Annotated in this window: 16 protein-coding genes and 1 pseudogene; 7 read left to right on the forward strand and 10 right to left on the reverse strand. The window is 72.6% G+C overall.

Annotation, left to right across the window (positions count from 1 at the left end):
• Both GA0115233_RS22170 and GA0115233_RS22175 read right to left on the reverse strand, forming a co-directional pair.
• Positions 1–628 (reverse strand): annotated as a pseudogene (locus GA0115233_RS22170) (hypothetical protein); the annotation flags it as partial.
• A 28-nt stretch (positions 629–656) separates the two neighbouring features.
• Positions 657–1,898 (reverse strand): FUSC family protein, encoded by a 1,242-nt coding sequence (locus tag GA0115233_RS22175; protein WP_093722024.1) that lies wholly within the window; start codon positions 1,896–1,898, stop codon positions 657–659.
• 228 nt (positions 1,899–2,126) lie between these two features.
• On the opposite strand from GA0115233_RS22175, the gene GA0115233_RS22180 reads away from it, so the two are divergent.
• Positions 2,127–3,494 (forward strand): erythromycin esterase family protein, encoded by a 1,368-nt coding sequence (locus tag GA0115233_RS22180; protein WP_093722025.1) that lies wholly within the window; start codon positions 2,127–2,129, stop codon positions 3,492–3,494.
• A 10-nt stretch (positions 3,495–3,504) separates the two neighbouring features.
• Here GA0115233_RS22180 and GA0115233_RS22185 read toward each other — a convergent pair whose 3' ends face one another.
• Positions 3,505–3,999 (reverse strand): FBP domain-containing protein, encoded by a 495-nt coding sequence (locus tag GA0115233_RS22185; RefSeq protein WP_093722026.1) that lies wholly within the window; start codon positions 3,997–3,999, stop codon positions 3,505–3,507.
• A 115-nt stretch (positions 4,000–4,114) separates the two neighbouring features.
• Here GA0115233_RS22185 and GA0115233_RS22190 point away from each other — a divergent pair, with 115 nt between their 5' ends.
• The 3 genes from GA0115233_RS22190 (at position 4,115) to GA0115233_RS22200 (ending at position 6,689) form a co-directional block, all read left to right on the forward strand.
• Entirely contained in the window at positions 4,115–5,083 is a 969-nt protein-coding gene (locus tag GA0115233_RS22190; protein WP_093722027.1) for a phosphotransferase family protein, read from the forward strand.
• Between the two features lie 54 nt (positions 5,084–5,137).
• Positions 5,138–6,412, forward strand: a complete 1,275-nt coding sequence (locus GA0115233_RS22195) for an ROK family protein (protein ID WP_093722028.1) — start codon at positions 5,138–5,140, stop codon at positions 6,410–6,412.
• A gap of 64 nt (positions 6,413–6,476) precedes the next feature.
• Complete coding sequence (locus GA0115233_RS22200; protein WP_093722029.1) at positions 6,477–6,689, forward strand: hypothetical protein; 213 nt, start codon at positions 6,477–6,479, stop codon at positions 6,687–6,689.
• A 39-nt stretch (positions 6,690–6,728) separates the two neighbouring features.
• Here GA0115233_RS22200 and GA0115233_RS22205 read toward each other — a convergent pair whose 3' ends face one another.
• From GA0115233_RS22205 to GA0115233_RS22215, 3 genes are all read right to left on the reverse strand, one after another.
• Positions 6,729–7,757, reverse strand: a complete 1,029-nt coding sequence (locus tag GA0115233_RS22205; protein WP_093722030.1) for an SDR family oxidoreductase — start codon at positions 7,755–7,757, stop codon at positions 6,729–6,731.
• A gap of 222 nt (positions 7,758–7,979) precedes the next feature.
• A complete protein-coding gene (locus GA0115233_RS22210; protein ID WP_093722031.1) occupies positions 7,980–8,645 on the reverse strand; it encodes an HAD family hydrolase in 666 nt (221 codons plus the stop codon).
• Between the two features lie 49 nt (positions 8,646–8,694).
• A complete protein-coding gene (locus tag GA0115233_RS22215) occupies positions 8,695–9,726 on the reverse strand; it encodes a PHP domain-containing protein (RefSeq protein ID WP_093722073.1) in 1,032 nt (343 codons plus the stop codon).
• A gap of 94 nt (positions 9,727–9,820) precedes the next feature.
• On the opposite strand from GA0115233_RS22215, the gene GA0115233_RS22220 reads away from it, so the two are divergent.
• Positions 9,821–10,057 (forward strand): hypothetical protein, encoded by a 237-nt coding sequence (locus GA0115233_RS22220; RefSeq protein ID WP_093722032.1) that lies wholly within the window; start codon positions 9,821–9,823, stop codon positions 10,055–10,057.
• Positions 10,058–10,072: 15 nt separating this feature from the next.
• Here GA0115233_RS22220 and GA0115233_RS22225 read toward each other — a convergent pair whose 3' ends face one another.
• Positions 10,073–11,314 (reverse strand): ricin-type beta-trefoil lectin domain protein, encoded by a 1,242-nt coding sequence (locus GA0115233_RS22225; protein WP_093722033.1) that lies wholly within the window; start codon positions 11,312–11,314, stop codon positions 10,073–10,075.
• 347 nt (positions 11,315–11,661) lie between these two features.
• Here GA0115233_RS22225 and tgmA point away from each other — a divergent pair, with 347 nt between their 5' ends.
• Both tgmA and tgmB read left to right on the forward strand, forming a co-directional pair.
• Positions 11,662–11,853, forward strand: coding sequence for a putative ATP-grasp-modified RiPP (gene tgmA / locus GA0115233_RS22230; protein ID WP_093722034.1), 192 nt, complete (start codon positions 11,662–11,664; stop codon positions 11,851–11,853).
• Positions 11,854–11,867: 14 nt separating this feature from the next.
• On the forward strand, positions 11,868–12,821 hold the full coding sequence (tgmB, locus tag GA0115233_RS22235; RefSeq protein ID WP_093722035.1) for an ATP-grasp ribosomal peptide maturase: 954 nt from the start codon (positions 11,868–11,870) through the stop codon (positions 12,819–12,821).
• A 29-nt stretch (positions 12,822–12,850) separates the two neighbouring features.
• On the opposite strand, the gene GA0115233_RS22240 is transcribed toward tgmB, so the two are convergent.
• The 3 genes from GA0115233_RS22240 to GA0115233_RS22250 form a co-directional block, all read right to left on the reverse strand.
• Positions 12,851–13,081 (reverse strand): DUF6422 family protein, encoded by a 231-nt coding sequence (locus GA0115233_RS22240; protein WP_255310309.1) that lies wholly within the window; start codon positions 13,079–13,081, stop codon positions 12,851–12,853.
• A gap of 82 nt (positions 13,082–13,163) precedes the next feature.
• Positions 13,164–13,628, reverse strand: a complete 465-nt coding sequence (locus GA0115233_RS22245) for a VanZ family protein (protein WP_093722037.1) — start codon at positions 13,626–13,628, stop codon at positions 13,164–13,166.
• 56 nt (positions 13,629–13,684) lie between these two features.
• Positions 13,685–14,353 (reverse strand): DUF4230 domain-containing protein, encoded by a 669-nt coding sequence (locus tag GA0115233_RS22250; protein ID WP_093722038.1) that lies wholly within the window; start codon positions 14,351–14,353, stop codon positions 13,685–13,687.
• Positions 14,354–14,514: the final 161 nt, after the last annotated feature.

The raw sequence follows: 14,514 nt of genomic DNA on the forward strand, positions 1-14,514 counted from the left end.
CCGGGGCGGCCGGTGCCGCGGACGCCCGCGGCCGGGCGCCGCCCGGCCGTCCGGCCGCCATGAGTGCCCGTCGCCGCTCCTCCCGCAGCCGCTCCTCCTCGCGCCACCGCGCCAGTGCCTGCGGCTCCAGCGGGAACGTCTGGAGCTGGACCCCGCCCCAGACCTCCTCGCCGGTCACCTGTCCCTCCACGGTGGCCCCGAGCCCCAGCGGCACGGCCACGAACTGGCGGACCGTGCCCTTGCCCGAGTTGATGCCGTCCAGCCACGGCTGGCGGGGAAGGACGAGGTAGTTCTGCGGGTCCCGGGCGAGCCGGTCGCTCCACGGCTTCCCGGAGACCGCGCAGACCTTGCCGACGCCGACCTGGAGAGCGGCGGGCTCGGCGGTCCCGGCGAAGCTCAGCCACATCGCCTCGCGCAGATACACCGGCAGCATCACCCCGCCGCGCGCCCGCCACTCCCGAGGAACCGTGTCCGGGTAGTCCGCCACCCGCCGCAGCGGGAACTCGCCGAGCCCCGGCGGCAGCGGATGCGTGCCGGTCTCGGGCAGCCGCAGGGTGCGGATGAACCGCACCGCCACCCCGCCCGGCAGCCGCAGTGTGTTCCTGTCGATCCGTACGCCGTCGCCCACTGACCGTGCCCCCCTGTCGATGACCTTGTCACCTGGGACGGCGCACGGAGGCCAGCCGGTTCCGGCCGACCCGCACGGTCTCCTGGAGCCGGGTCAGCCGCGGCATCCGCTCGCGCTGCTCGCTGGAGACCCGGTCCAGCTCCTCCAGCAGCCGCCGCGAGCGGTGCTCGGTGTCCATCTCGTCGAGCATGCGGTTGACCTCGGTCAGCACCGCGCCGTGCAGCTGCCACTGCCGGGCGTCGCGCTGGACCTCCTCCAGCAGCAGCTGGGCGAGCTTGTCCCGGGTCGCGGCGGCCTGCCGCAGCTCCGCGGCCAGCCGCTCCTCGGCGGACTCGGCGTTCTCGCTGACATGCGCGGTGACCAGCACCGCGAAGCTCACCACCGCGTCGGCGACCTCGGAGAGCAACTGCTCCACGGCGGCACCGATCTGCGGCGCGAACAGCGGATCGGGGTCGCGTTCCTTGGCCAGGTCGGTGAGCGTGCGGGCGATCACCCGCAGCACCACCGTGCAGATCTCCAGGGTGTCCAGACCGGTCCGCAGCACCACCCGGTGCAGCAGCCCCTCGCGCACCCGCGGATTGAGCCGCAGACTGTCCTCGGCCTGCCTCAGGGCCGCGTCCACCTCGACGATGTCGTGGTCGAGCCGGCGCGCCTCGTACAGCCGGGCCGTCGCGCGCTCCACCGGCGTACGGCCGGCCGCCTCCTCGCCCATGCTCAGCATCAGCTGCCGCACCCGGCGCGCCAGTCCCTCGATGGACTCGCCCGCCTCGTCCACCCACACCGGCGGCGCCAGCAGCAGGTTGCAGCCGAGGCCCACGACCGCGCCGATCAGCGTCTCCAGCACCCGCGCCCACGCCGTGTCCCCGACGGAGGTCACCCCCAGCACCAGCATCGCGCTGATCGCCACCTCGGGGACGTACTCGTCCACCCGGACCAGATGTCCCACGGCCAGCGAGGCCAGGATCACCAGCGCCAGGCTCCACCAGGTCAGACCCACCAGCAGACTGAAGGCGATGGCGACCAGGACGCCGGCCACCACGGAGTTCACCCGGCGCACACCGTTGGTGAGCGTCGCGTAGAGGGTGACCTGGACGACCAGCAGGGCCGTCAGGGGCGCGGTGAGCGGGGCCTTCTCGGGGCTCAGGTGCAGGGCGATGACGTAGGCGACCGTCGCCGCTGCCGTCGAGCGCAGCATCTGAACGACCGCGGGTTCCCGGCTCAGCTTCGTCAGCCACTCCCGCGACACCCGCCACCGTCGTACGTCGAGCATCCTTGCGCTGTTCCCCTCTCACGGAGCGACGAACATGATCACGCGGTCCGCCGAGCGGACCGCGACAGTCCGCAAGGAGGCCCAGAGTGATCGACTCGGGATCACCTGACAAGAGCCGACGGCGGAAAGAAGGAGGAAATCCCCCCGATCCGACCGCCGGAGACCCGCACCCGCGGACGGGGGCCGACCGGATGGTGTCCGGTCCGGCCGGGACGCGAGCCTGGGATCATGAAACGGCACCGGACCGCAACGGCCCTGACCCTGTTCATCATCCTCGGCACGACGGCGTCCGTCCTCCCGGCGGCGGCTGCCGCCCCGCCCGTGCGCGCCACCGCGGCATCCGACCACGACGGGGCCGTCGTCGACGCCCTCGCCCGCGCGGCGCATCCCCTGCGCACCGTCGAGCCCGGCGGCGACACTCGCGACCTGCGCGCCCTGGACCGCATGATCGGCGACGCCCGGGTCGTCGGCCTCGGTGAGGCGACCCACGGTTCCCACGACTTCTTCGCGCTGAAGGGCCGCGTCCTGCGCCACCTGGTCGAGGAGCGCGGTTTCCGCGCCTTCGCGCTGGAGGCACCCTGGAGCACGGTCGCCCGCCTCGACGCCTACGTGGTACGCGGTGAGGGCGATCCCCGGCGCATCATGCGGGACGAGTTCCAGCGCGACTACCGGTGGTGGAACAACACCGACTACCTGCGGCTGATCGAGTGGGCCCGCGCCTACAACCTCCGCCACCCGGCCGACCCGGTCCGCCTGGTCGGCGACGACATCGCCTGGTCCGGGCCCGAGCTGTACGACGCCGTCACCGGGTACGCCGCCGGCCGCGACCCGGAGACCGCGGCCCGCCTCGAAGAGCTCTACCGAGGGCTGCGGCCCACCGAGGCCACGGGCGCCTACATCGACCGGTACCTCGGCGAGCCGTACGCCGTGCGCGAGGAGCGGGCCCAGCGCACCGGACAGGCCCTTCAGCTGCTGCGCGGCATGGCGCCGGGCAAGGACCGGGCGGCGTACGAGCGGGCGGTGCAGGACGCGCGGGTGATCGACCAGACGGCACGGCAGTACGCCTTCGACTTCACCGACCCCGCGCAGGTGTCCGAGGCCATGCGCTACCGGGGCGAGCAGATGGCCGCGAACGTGCTGTGGTGGCAGCGGCACACCGGCGCCCGGATGCTGCTCTCGGCGCACAACAACCACGTCGGCTACGTCCCGGACCGGCCCGCTCAGTACCTGAAGGCGCAGGGCGCCGTCCTGCGTGACGCGCTCGGCGCCGGGTACGTGAGCGTCGGCCTGACCTTCGACCACGGCTCGTTCCGGGCCACGGGCACCGACGACGAGACCGTCGTGCGCCGGTGGGCGGTGGGACCGGCGGGCCCCGGCACCAACGAGGTCGTCCTCGACCGGGTGCCCCACCGGAACTACGTCCTGGATCTGCGCACGGTCGGCTCCCCGGCCCGGGAGTGGCTGCGCCGGGCGCGGCCCACCCGCAGCGTGGGCACCGCCTACCCGGACGGCCCGCACGACATCGCCCTCGCCCGCAGCTACGACGTCCTGATCCACCTGCACCGGGTCTCCGCGGCCCGGCTGCTGGAACCGTGAGGCCTGCGGCTCAGACGTCCAGCTTGTCGAGGAAGGCGCGCAGATTGCCCTCGGTCCGCGCGATCTGCTCCTCCAGGGTGAGACTCTCCTCGATCCGGATGCCCGAGTCGGGCACCTTCTTGCCGCGCAGGTAGAGGGAACAGGCGAGGTCGGTGCACATGTACAGGCCGACCGAGTTGCCCTCGCGGCCCGCCGGGCCCGCCTTGCGCGCGGTCATCAGCGAGACCCCGCCGCCCCGGTGCGTGGTCAGGCACAGCGAGCACAGGCTGCGGTGCAGGAACCCGCGCTGCTGCGACGGGAAGCGCAGCGTGATGCCGATCAGCCGGCCGTCCCGCTCGGTGACCAGATAGCTGCGGTCGGGCGCCCCCGGATCTCGCCTGCCCAGGAAGTCCAGATCGTCCCACGGGAGTTGATCGAGATCCCGGGGCACGCTGAGGCGCTTGGCCTCGCCCTTGGAACAGTTGACGAACGAGGAGCGGATCTCGGACTCGGTGAGTGCTTTCATGGGGGCCTCCTGAGGGGCGTGGCGACGTCGTTACCTAGAAGTCCTAGGTTTCCGACTAAGGCTAGACGTCGTATGCCTGCAAGGGCCAGCGAATATTCAGTGGAAGGGGCGGGACATGGGGACGGACTCCCGGGCACGGGCCGAACGGATCCTGGCCGCGGCAGGACTGCCCCTGGGCGGCCTGGCGGGGGTGCGCCCGCTGTCGGGCGGCACCTACAACACGGTCGAGGAACTCCTCCTCGCCGACGGCACCCGGTACGTACTCAAGGTCCCGCCCGCCGAGACCGTCCCCGGACTGCGGCACGAGCGGGCGCTGCTGGTGTCCGAGGCGGAGTTCTACCGGGCCGCGGCCGGTGTCGGGGTCGCCGCGCCCAGGGTGGTCGCCTTCACCGAGGGCGCCCTGCTGATGACCGCGTGCCCGGGACAGGCCTGGGACGACTCGCTCACCGACGCCGAACAGCGCGACCTGCGCACCGAGCTGGGCCGCCAGGTGGCCCGGCTGCACACCGTGACCGGGCCGGGCTTCGGCTACCCCTCCGGCGCCCTCGGCCCCCTCGCCGCCGACTGGCGTACCGCGTTCTCCGTACTGCTCGACGCCGTTCTCGACGACGCGCGCCGGTACCGGCCGTGGCTGCCGCGCCCCGTCGAGGAGACGGAGCGCACGCTCCGGGCCGCCCTGCCCGCGCTCGACGAGGTCACCGCGGCGTGCGCGGTCCACTTCGACCTGTGGCCCGGCAACATCCTGGTGGACCGCTCGGCCGGGGCGGCCCGCATCGGCGGGATCATCGACGGGGAGCGCATGTTCTGGGGCGACCCCGTCGCCGACTTCGTCTCACTCGCCCTGCTCGGGGACATCGAGAAGGACTCGGCCTTTCTCGGCGGGTACCGGGAGGCGGGCGGCCGGGTCGACTTCGACCGGTCCACCCGGCTCCGGCTGGCCTGCTACCGCGCCTACCTCTACCTGATCATGCTCACCGAGACCGTGCCGCGCGCCGCCGACGAGGGGCGGTCGCGCTGGATCCGGGAGACAGTGGGGCCGGAACTGGTCGCGGCGCTCGACGCGATCACGGAATTGAGCCGCTGACCCGGTATCTTCCAGGGCGTCCAGGTCGGACGGCGTGTTGACAGGGGGAGCCAGATGGTGGGGCGGAACAGGCGGACGGTACGCGACCTGCGGCGGGGCAACCGCGCGGCGGTTCTGCAACGCCTGTACTTCGACGGCCCCCTCAGCCGCTTCGAGCTGGGCCCGGCCACGGGACTCAGCTCCGGCTCGGTCAGCAATGTGGTCGCCGACCTGCTCGCGGACGGGGTGCTGGAGGAGGCGGGCAACGTCGAGTCCGACGGCGGCAGGCCGCGCACCCTGCTCAGAGTGGCCCCCGACTGCGGCTACATGATCGGCGTGGACGTCGGCGAGACCCGGGTGCGGGTGGAACTGTTCGACCTCGCGCTCACCGAACTCGGCCGTACGGAGCGGGTCCTGGGCGCCGAGGGGTACGCCGTCGAGGTCGTCGTGGGGTACATCCACGACGCCGTCGCCGAGGTGCTGGCCGCCGCCGATCTCGCCCCGGACCGGCTGCTCGGCATCGGTATCGGGGTGCCCGGCATAGTCGAGCACGACCCCGAGCGCGGCGCCGTCGTGCACGGCCAGACGATCGGCTGGGACGCGGTCGCACTGGAGTCACTGCTGCGGGAACGGTGCCAACTGCCCGACAGCATCCCCTACTTCATCGACAACGGCGCGCGCACGCTCGGCCAGGCGGAGATGTGGTTCGGCGCGGGGCGCGGGGCCCGCAGCGCCATCGTGGTGCTGTTCGGCTCCGGGGTCGGCGCGTGCGTGGTGACCCCGGAGGCGGGGGAGGGGCGTGCCGTCGAGGGCGGGCACCTGACCGTCCAGGTCGCGGGGCGCCGCTGCCGGTGCGGCGCGCCGGGCTGTCTGGAGGCGTACGCCGGTGCCCAGGCGCTGCTGGAGCGGTGGCGGGAGGCGGGCGGGCACCCGCCCGAGGGCGCCGGCCAGGAGAGCGCGCTCGCGGCGCTGATGTCGGCGGCCGCCGACGGCGACCCGGTGGCGCGGGAGCTGCTGGCGGAGACCGCCGAGTACATCGGCGCGGGCCTGTCCGACCTGATCAACCTGTTCCGGCCGGAGCGCATCCTGATCGGCGGCTGGGCGGGTCTGCGGCTCGGCGCGGCGCTGCTGCCCGAGATCCGGCGGCACGCGGCCGGGTACGCACTGCGGCACCCCGCGGAGCGGGTCGGTATCGACCTGGGCGGGCTCGGACCGGACGCGGTCACCGTCGGTGCGGCGATCCTCCCGCTCGCCGCCTTCTTCGCCCTGGGCGGCCGGCGGACCGAGCCCGCACCCGCGGAACCGCGGCCCGTCTGGCACGCGGCACTCGCGGACCGCGCCCCGCGCTGACGTTTCACCGCGCCCCGGCGGCGGTACTCGCGGGACGCCGCGCGTGACGAGCGAAGGAGGCACCGTGAACACCGAGAAGGGCGAGCCCGTGCCGAGGGACCTGCCGGACCAGCTGGCGGGAGCGGGCGAGGACCCCTGGGACGTGAACCCCGAGGACCTGGACACCGCGCCGGAGGACACCCCGGAGCCGGACGAGGCGGGCACGGGCCGCAAGGGGTCCCGGAAGGACGCGAACGTCCACCCGGAACATCCGGCGCCGGACGAGTCGACGGCGTAGCCGGTCCGGGCGGGGCCGCGGGGCCGCGCCCGGACCGGCTCAGCTCGCCTTCCGCCCCCGCATCGGCGCGGTCGCCTCGCCCGCGCCCGACTGCATGCCGTGCAGGAACTCCTCCAGCACCTCGGGGGCCGAGCGGCGGGGCTGCCAGTTCAGCTCGGTGCGGGCCCGGGTGCAGTCCATCAGGGGCAGGCGCAGCACCGCGTCGAACAGGTGCGGTGAGGCGGGCAGCAGGTGCAGGCCCCAGGCCGCCGCGACCGCCGAGCGGGCCGCCGTGGGGGACATGCGTACCGGGCGGGCGTCGAGCAGTTCGCCGAGCAGGGCCGCGTCCACCGGGGGGTCGGCCGCCAGATTGAAGGCGCCCTTCACCTCCGTGCCGATCGCCAGCCGGTACGCCTCGGCCGCGTCGTCGGTGTGCAGCGCCTGCACCCGCAGCCCGGGGATGTCCGGCAGGAACGGCAGCAGCTCCGGCCGGGCCAGCTGGCCCGGCAGGAAGCGCCCGCCGAAGATCCTGCGCTGCTCGCTCGCCGACTCCCGCTTGAACAGGAACGCCGGCCGCATCCGGACCACCCGCACCTTGCGGTGCCGTCGCTCGAAGGTGTCCAGGGTCCGCTCCAGATACGCCTTCTCCCGGCAGTACGCGGCGCCCGGCCAGCCGTGCGTGGGCCACGACTCGTCGACCGTCCCGTCCTTCGGCCCCGGGGAGTAGGCGCCGACCGACGAGGCGTGCACCAGCGTCGGCACCCTGGCGGTGGACACCGCGTCGAAGACCCGGATCGAGCCGAGGACGTTGGTGCGCCAGGTCTCCGCCGGATCGTGCGTCGGCTGGAAGGCCCAGGCCAGATGGACGACGGCATCGGCGCCGGCAAACTCCTGCACCAGGTCCGTCTCCTCGGAGGCCAGATCGGCCGCCGACCACTGTGTCTTCGGCGGGAACCAGTCGGGGATCCTGCGGGCCAGGCCCAGCACCGACCCCACGGAGGGGTCCTCGGAGAGGAGGCGCACGAGGCTCGTACCGACATTCCCCGTGGCCCCCGTGACGACGACCCTGCTGCCCTGTGTACTGCTCACGGTCGGCTCCTCTCCGCGGATGGGAGCAGCCGACTACCCCGCGCCGGGAAAGGGAAAGCCCCGACCGCGACGGGGGAATCACGGTCGGGGCGGGGGAATCACGGTCGGGGCGGATCAGGGGGGCACGTACCGTGCCCGCATTAAGTTCAACGGAGAACCATCCCGCGCCGTTCCCCGGCCGCCGGTGACGCGTGTCACCGTTTCCGGCTGCCCCTTCCAGTGTCACCCCTTCCGGGCGAACGGGCTCTCCTCGATCGAAGCCAGCAGATGCGCGGGACCGTCGTACACGGCCTCGGCGCCCGCCTTCTCCAGATCGGCCCGCGCGATGCCCCCGCACAGCACGGCCACGCACCGCACCCCGGCCCGGCTGCCCGCGCGCATGTCCCACACCGTGTCCCCGACGAACACCGCGTCCTCGGCGGACGCCCCGGCCAGCTCCAGCGCGTGCTCCACGGGCTCCGGCGCGGGTTTTCCCTGCTCCACGTCATCGGCACTGGCGGTCGCGGCGATGACGTCGTCCGCGTCGATCGCCCGCCGCAGCGCGCCCAGCTCCGCACCGCCCGCCGAGGTGGCCAGCACCACCGTCCAGCCGTCCCGGTGCAGGCGCCGCAGCAGCTCCCCGGCGTCCGACAGGGCGGGCAGCCGGTCGAAGTACTGCCCGTACAGTGCCTTGTGCGCGCCGCTCAGCTCCTCGTCGCGGTCCTTGTCCCGGTCGTCCCCGAGCAGGTGCGCGATCAGATCGCCGGAGCCGAGTCCGACCGCGCGGTGCACGGCGTGCATGGGCACCCGGTGGCCCGCCTGCCGGAAGGCCTCCCACCACGTGACCACGTGCAGATGATTGGTGTCGACCAGTGTGCCGTCCACGTCGAACACAGCCACGCGTCCCATACGCCCGTCCCTCCGCCGTACTGTTCAGCCGGACCGTCCGAGTACCACGTCAGGAGCCCGTGACGCGTGCGGGCAGGCGCCGCTCGCGCGTCCAGGCCAGCAGTTCCTCCCGCGTCCAGGTGGTGACCACACGCTCGGCGGGCACCCCGCACTCCTCGGCCCGGGCGCAGCCGAGCACCTGCCAGTCCAGCTGTCCGGGCGCGTGGGCGTCGGTGTCGATGGAGAACAGCACTCCCGCGGCCACCGCCTGCCGCAGCAGCCGGCGCGGCGGATCCAGGCGTTCGGGACGGCTGTTGATCTCCACCGCGGTCCCGGTCTGCGCGCACGCCGCGAACACCTCGTCCGCGTCGAACCGCGACTCCGGCCGTCCCCGCCCGGTGATCAGCCGCCCGGTGCAGTGCCCGAGGACGTCGGAGTGCGGATCGCGTACGGCGGCCACCATGCGCCGGGTCATGGAGCGGGCGTCCATGCGCAGCTTGGAGTGCACGGAGACCACGACCACGTCGAGCCGTTCCAGCAGCCCGGGCTCCTGGTCGAGGGAGCCGTCCTCCAGGATGTCGCACTCGATGCCGGTCAGCAGGCGGAACGGCGCCCAGGTCTCGTTGAGGGCCGCCACCACGTCCAGCTGCTCGCGCAGCCGCTGCGCCGACAGGCCCCGGGCCACCGTCAGCCGGGGCGAGTGGTCGGTCAGCACCGCCCACTCATGGCCCAGCGCCTTCGCGGTGCGGCCCATCTCCTCGATCGGGCTGCCGCCGTCCGACCAGTCGGAGTGCAGATGGCAGTCGCCGCGCAGCAGCGCCCGCAGCCCGGTGCGGTCCGCCGGGTCCGGCTCCTCGGCCCGCAGCTTCTCCAGATAGCCCGGCACCTGCCCGGCCAGCGCCTCCCGGGCGACCCGCGCCGTCTTCGGCCCGACGCCCTTCAGCGACTCCAGCGTCCCGGCCGCCGCCCGCTCCCGCAGCTCCGCCTCCGGCAGCGCCGCCAGCGTCCGGGCCGCGGTGCGAAAGGCCCGTACCCGGTAGGTCGGCGCCAGGGACCGCTCCAGCAGGAAGGCGATCCGCTCCAGGGCCTCGACGGGATCCATCGCCACCTCCGCCTCCAGGGTTGCCCAGGAGGCGGAGGCCCGCACGGCGGGCTCGACAGGTTCGGAATGGGCAGATCCGCTTTACCCTCGTTTCATGACCGAAATCGCGAGCCCGTACATCTCCCATCCGCGGATCTTGGTGCTCGGGGTCCAGCCGGGCACGCCGCCGTTCCGCATTGTGGAGATCGACGGTGAAGTGGTGGGTGAGGCGAAAGCCGTCACCGATGTCCTGTCGGCCGCCGCCGCGTACGGCATCACCGTCCATGACCTGGACGATCCGGATGTCGTGCGCTGGGTCGGCGGCGACAAGTTCACCTGGACCCTGCACTGAGGCAGGCTGCGGGATTCAGCCGACCGTCCACTTCTGGTTGGCGCCGCCCGTGCAGCTCCAGATCTGCAGCCGGGTGCCGTTGGCCGGGTCGTTGCCGGTCACGTCCAGGCATTTGTCGGCCTGGGGATTGACGATGTCGCGCGCCGCGGTGACGGTCCAGCGCTGGTTGGGTCCACCGGTGCAGTCCCACAGCTGGACGGTGCTGCCGTTCGCGGTGCCGTTGCCGGTGACGTCCAGGCACTTGCCGAGCGCCCGGATCGTGCCGTCGGAGCCGACGGTCCACTGCTGGGCGGCGGTGCCGTTGCAGTCGTAGAGCTGGACGGGGGTGCCGTTGGCCGGGTTCGCCCCGGCGACGTCGACGCACTTGCCGGCCAGGCCCCTGATCGCCCCGCCCGCGGGGGCGTCGCCCGTGCTCACGGTGACGTGGTCGACGACCATCTGCTGCGGGAAGACGGTGGAGCCGTCCGGGTCGCCGGGCCAGTAGCCGCCCACCGCCAGGTTGAGGATCAGGAAGAACGGCTTGTTGAACACCCACTGCCGGCCGCCGAGGTCGGCGGGCGTGCGCCGCTGGTAGACATTGCCGTCCACGGACCAGGTGATGGAGTCCGGCGCCCAGTCGATCGCGAAGGTGTGGAAGGCGTCGGCGAAGGCCTGGCCGTTCGGCAGGGAGTACGCGGCGCCGATACCCCCCGAGCCGAAGTAGCCGGGGCCGTGCAGGGTGCCGTGGACCGTGGAGGGCTCGAAACCGACGTTCTCCATGATGTCGATCTCGCCGGAGGCGGGCCAGTCGACGGGGGTGCCGAGCATCCAGAACGCGGGCCACATGCCCTGCCCCCGCGGCACCTTGATGCGCGCCTCGACATGTCCGTACTGTGCGGTGAACTTCCCCGCCGTGTTCAGCCGGGCCGAGGTGTACTGGCACGTTCCGTACCAGCACTGGTAGTTGGCGGGGTTCTCGCGGCGGGCGGTGATCACCAGACGGCCCTGGCCGTCGAGCGCGGCGTTGCGGTTGCCGTCCGTGTAGTACTGCCGCTCGTGGTTGTTGACGTTGTCGCCGGTCTCGATGTGCCACTTGGCGGAGTCGACGGCGGAACCGGCGGGCCCGTCGAAGGTGTCGGAGAACGTCACCGCCATGACGCGGGGCCGGGCGTCCGCCTCCGCCCGGGCGGGGCCGGTGGCGGCGGTCGCGACGAGGGCGGCGGACAGGGCGGTCAGCAGCCAGGCGCGCAGTGCGCGGAATCTACGGGAAGAGGGCACGACTCTCCTTCCGTCGGCATGCCGTGGGGAGCGCGGGCCGACCGAGGTGGGGGGTGAAGGTGCGTCGCCTCTTGATTTAAGGCTTGAGGTAATGGGGCGTCAATACTTTGGTACGGACCGGCGTACACGGGTGCCGAACCGGGGTCCGGGCCGCCCGGGTGACACTTTGAGCCCGCCGTCCGATGGCTCTGTGTGTACTTCGGGTGGCAACTCCCGTTGCATTCGGTGCAGATGATGCAGGAGATGTGACGACCTTCACCCCGATGTAGCCGAAAGTGATGAATTCCTTACGTAACAGACCCGTAAGGGACTGTACGCAGGTACAGCGCGACCCTTGGAGGTATCCCGTGCGACCGTTCACGCTCAACTACGCCTGTCCGCAGGGGCCCACGACCACCGTGACGCCGTACAGCTTCGACAGCGCCCGGCAGTTGAACGTCCTGCCCGACGGCCGCCCCGCCGTCATGGACCGGGAGCTGCTGCTGGCGGCCGGTACCACGACGTCCACCGCGGGTTCCCAGACGCACTTCGACGACTGAGGCCCGTCCGCGCGATGACCGTGCTCATCCTCACGTCCGAGGAGGACGTCACCGCCGACATGGTGGTGGCCGCACTGCACAGCCTGGGAACCCCGGTGCTGCGGCTGAACCCCGCCGACCTGCCGGGGAAGGCCGTCCTGTCCGCCGACTACGCACACGGCGACTTCACCGGCCACCTCTCGGTGAACGGACACGTCCTCAGCATGGGCGGACTGCGCTCGGTGTGGGTGCGAAGACCCGGCGAACCGGCCGCGCACGCCCCCGAGCCCTCGCCGTGGCTGACCGCCGAGACCCGGCAGGCCCTCTACGGCATGCTCTACTCCGCCACCGCGCGCTGGATGAACCATCCCCGCGACGCGGAGCGGGCCCGTCTCAAGCCCTGGCAACTGCGGGTCGCCCACCTCAGCGGCTTCGCCGTGCCGCCGACGGTGTTCACCACCTCACCGCGGCTGGCGCGGGAGTTCACCGAGGAGCACAAGGACGTGGTGGTGAAGTCCGCCTCGGGGCCGCCGCCGGAGGAGCCGGGGACGGCCCTGCCCACGACGTTGATCGGCGCCGACGCGGACTTCTCCGCCGTCGCGGCCGGTCCCGCGCTGTTGCAGCGGTACGTGCCCAAGCGGGCCGACATCCGGCTCACCTGCGTCGGCACCCAGCTCTTCGCCGCGCGCAAGACGGCCGAGCCGGGCCAGGTCGACGGCCGCTACGGCGACACCGGGCACCCCTGGCAGCCGGTCTCGGTACCCGGCCGCATCGCCGTGGCGGTCCGCGAGTACGTCGTCCTCGCCTCCCTCGCCTACGCCGCCTTCGACTTCGCCGAGGACGAGGACGGCGTCTGGTGGTTCCTGGAGTGCAACCAGGGCGGCCAGTTCGGCTTCGTGGAGCTGGAGACGGGCCAGCCCGTCTCGGAGGCGGTTGCCCGGTGGCTGTCCCAGGTGCCGGCGCACCTGAGGCCTGCGGGGCGCCGGTGAACGCCCGGAGGTGGTCGAGGAGGCCGTCGTCAGGTGGCGTGCTGTGACGCGCTGTGCCGGCAATTGGTCCTGGTGCAGACGGGGCCGTCGCCGACGTATTCACGGCAGTGGCCGCACGCGCGGCACTTCGTGCCGAAGAAGTGGTCGTCGATACCGGTCGGCCCCGCTCGTCTGATCATGTCCGTGGCCTCCCGGCGCGCCCTGATGACCAGCAGCGCGGCCTCGTCGAGGATGTCCCTCCGTTCGGCGGACTTCGACATCACGGAAACACCCACACCTTCGCCTCACCCGAGCACCCTTCCATCGTCGGGCCGCGGACCCGGGCCCGCCACCGCAGGACGGTCAGCCCGCGTGCACCGCCCGCCCCAGACGCCGCCCGAGCAGGGCGTAGCCGATCAGGGCGCCCGTGGTGTTCAGGATGACGTCGTCGATGTCGAAGGCGCGCCCGGTGACCAGGGCACCCTGGGCGCACTCCACCAGGAGCATCACCGTCGCCGTCAGCAGCAGGACCCGCAGGACACCCCGGGCCTGCGGGGCGAGCATCGGCGCGAGGACGCCGAACGGGACGCCCAGGAGCACGTTCCCGCCGATCTGGCGGACCGCGTCGCGCAGTTCGGGCTGGTCGAGGTAGGCGCGCAGGGAGCGGCCGGGGTGCAGGTTGGTGTGGGTCAGGGACTCCGAGGCGGGGGACGGCTCCAGGGTCAGTCTGGCCAGGACCACAGCGAAGGCCACCATCAGGGTGAACGCGCACAGCATCGCCAGCAGGCGGGCCAGGACGCGGGGCAGATCGGGGGCCGTGCGGGCCATGTGGTCCTCCCGTCGTCAACTACCGTTCGGAATCTGCCGGTTACCCCTGACGCCGCCTACGATGCCGCCCCGTACTCGACCTTCACCTCCGTGAAGCCCAGCGAGTGCAGCAGCCCCTTGAGCATGTCCGTGGTGTTCGCCTCGGCCCGCTCCGTCAGCGCGCTCTCCTTTGCCGCGTCGCCGATGTGCCGGGCGGCGAGTTTCTGTACCGCCTGTTCGCTGTTGGGGTTGTCCGAGAAGAGGTCGCCGATCCGGTCGAGCAGCCCGCGCTGCTTGGAGACGGCGTAGGAGCGGTCCGGGTCGAGCGCGGGCTCCCCGAGCGCCGCGTGCGGCAGCCGGAGCGTGGCCGACGTACGGTCCTCGTCGACCGTCACGTCGTCCGCGCCGACCTTGCCGAGGTCGACGTACGCGTCCACGGTGCCCGCCCCCACGTACAGCGTGCGCGTACCGCGGAGCGCGTCCGGCAGGTACTTGGCGTCCTTCTCCAGGTCCACCACCACCTGGAAGTTCCCGGAGGCGGCGTCGTAGCGGCTGATGTCCTGGACGGACTCCAGCAGCGCGGGCCCCGAACGGTCGTGGGTCTCGGTGCCGAACAGGTCCTTCAGCCCCGGCAGCACACTCATCGCGAGCCCGGCGAACAGCACGGCGAGCACCAGCACGACGGCGCCGACGGCCTTCGCCCAGCCGGGTACGAGACCAGCGAGGCGCCTGATGGGAGTCGTCATGGCGACGGCCCTCCTTCCTCCTGTCCGGATGCCCCCGAACGGGCATATGAGACAGGGCGGTTGGCCGCTACCGGCGGCTGACGGAAGCACAGGGGGCGCACGAAGCACCGGACGGAGTGCGACCCGTCGGCCCAGTAGCATCGGCCCGGCAGCAGAAACGA

Source organism: Streptomyces sp. DI166 (assembly GCF_900091315.1).
GTDB lineage: Bacteria > Actinomycetota > Actinomycetes > Streptomycetales > Streptomycetaceae > Streptomyces > Streptomyces fuscus.

What these genes read in the sequence shown, in the direction of transcription:
- GA0115233_RS22175 (WP_093722024.1), bottom strand. Translation starts at nt 1,898, where the DNA reads ATGCTCGACGTACGACGGTGGCGGGTGTCGCGGGAGTGGCTGACGAAG.
- GA0115233_RS22180 (WP_093722025.1), top strand. Translation starts at nt 2,127, where the DNA reads ATGAAACGGCACCGGACCGCAACGGCCCTGACCCTGTTCATCATCCTC.
- GA0115233_RS22185 (WP_093722026.1), bottom strand. Translation starts at nt 3,999, where the DNA reads ATGAAAGCACTCACCGAGTCCGAGATCCGCTCCTCGTTCGTCAACTGT.
- GA0115233_RS22190 (WP_093722027.1), top strand. Translation starts at nt 4,115, where the DNA reads ATGGGGACGGACTCCCGGGCACGGGCCGAACGGATCCTGGCCGCGGCA.
- GA0115233_RS22195 (WP_093722028.1), top strand. Translation starts at nt 5,138, where the DNA reads ATGGTGGGGCGGAACAGGCGGACGGTACGCGACCTGCGGCGGGGCAAC.
- GA0115233_RS22210 (WP_093722031.1), bottom strand. Translation starts at nt 8,645, where the DNA reads ATGGGACGCGTGGCTGTGTTCGACGTGGACGGCACACTGGTCGACACC.
- GA0115233_RS22215 (WP_093722073.1), bottom strand. Translation starts at nt 9,726, where the DNA reads ATGGATCCCGTCGAGGCCCTGGAGCGGATCGCCTTCCTGCTGGAGCGG.
- GA0115233_RS22220 (WP_093722032.1), top strand. Translation starts at nt 9,821, where the DNA reads ATGACCGAAATCGCGAGCCCGTACATCTCCCATCCGCGGATCTTGGTG.
- tgmB (WP_093722035.1), top strand. Translation starts at nt 11,868, where the DNA reads ATGACCGTGCTCATCCTCACGTCCGAGGAGGACGTCACCGCCGACATG.
- GA0115233_RS22240 (WP_255310309.1), bottom strand. Translation starts at nt 13,081, where the DNA reads ATGTCGAAGTCCGCCGAACGGAGGGACATCCTCGACGAGGCCGCGCTG.
- GA0115233_RS22245 (WP_093722037.1), bottom strand. Translation starts at nt 13,628, where the DNA reads ATGGCCCGCACGGCCCCCGATCTGCCCCGCGTCCTGGCCCGCCTGCTG.
- GA0115233_RS22250 (WP_093722038.1), bottom strand. Translation starts at nt 14,353, where the DNA reads ATGACGACTCCCATCAGGCGCCTCGCTGGTCTCGTACCCGGCTGGGCG.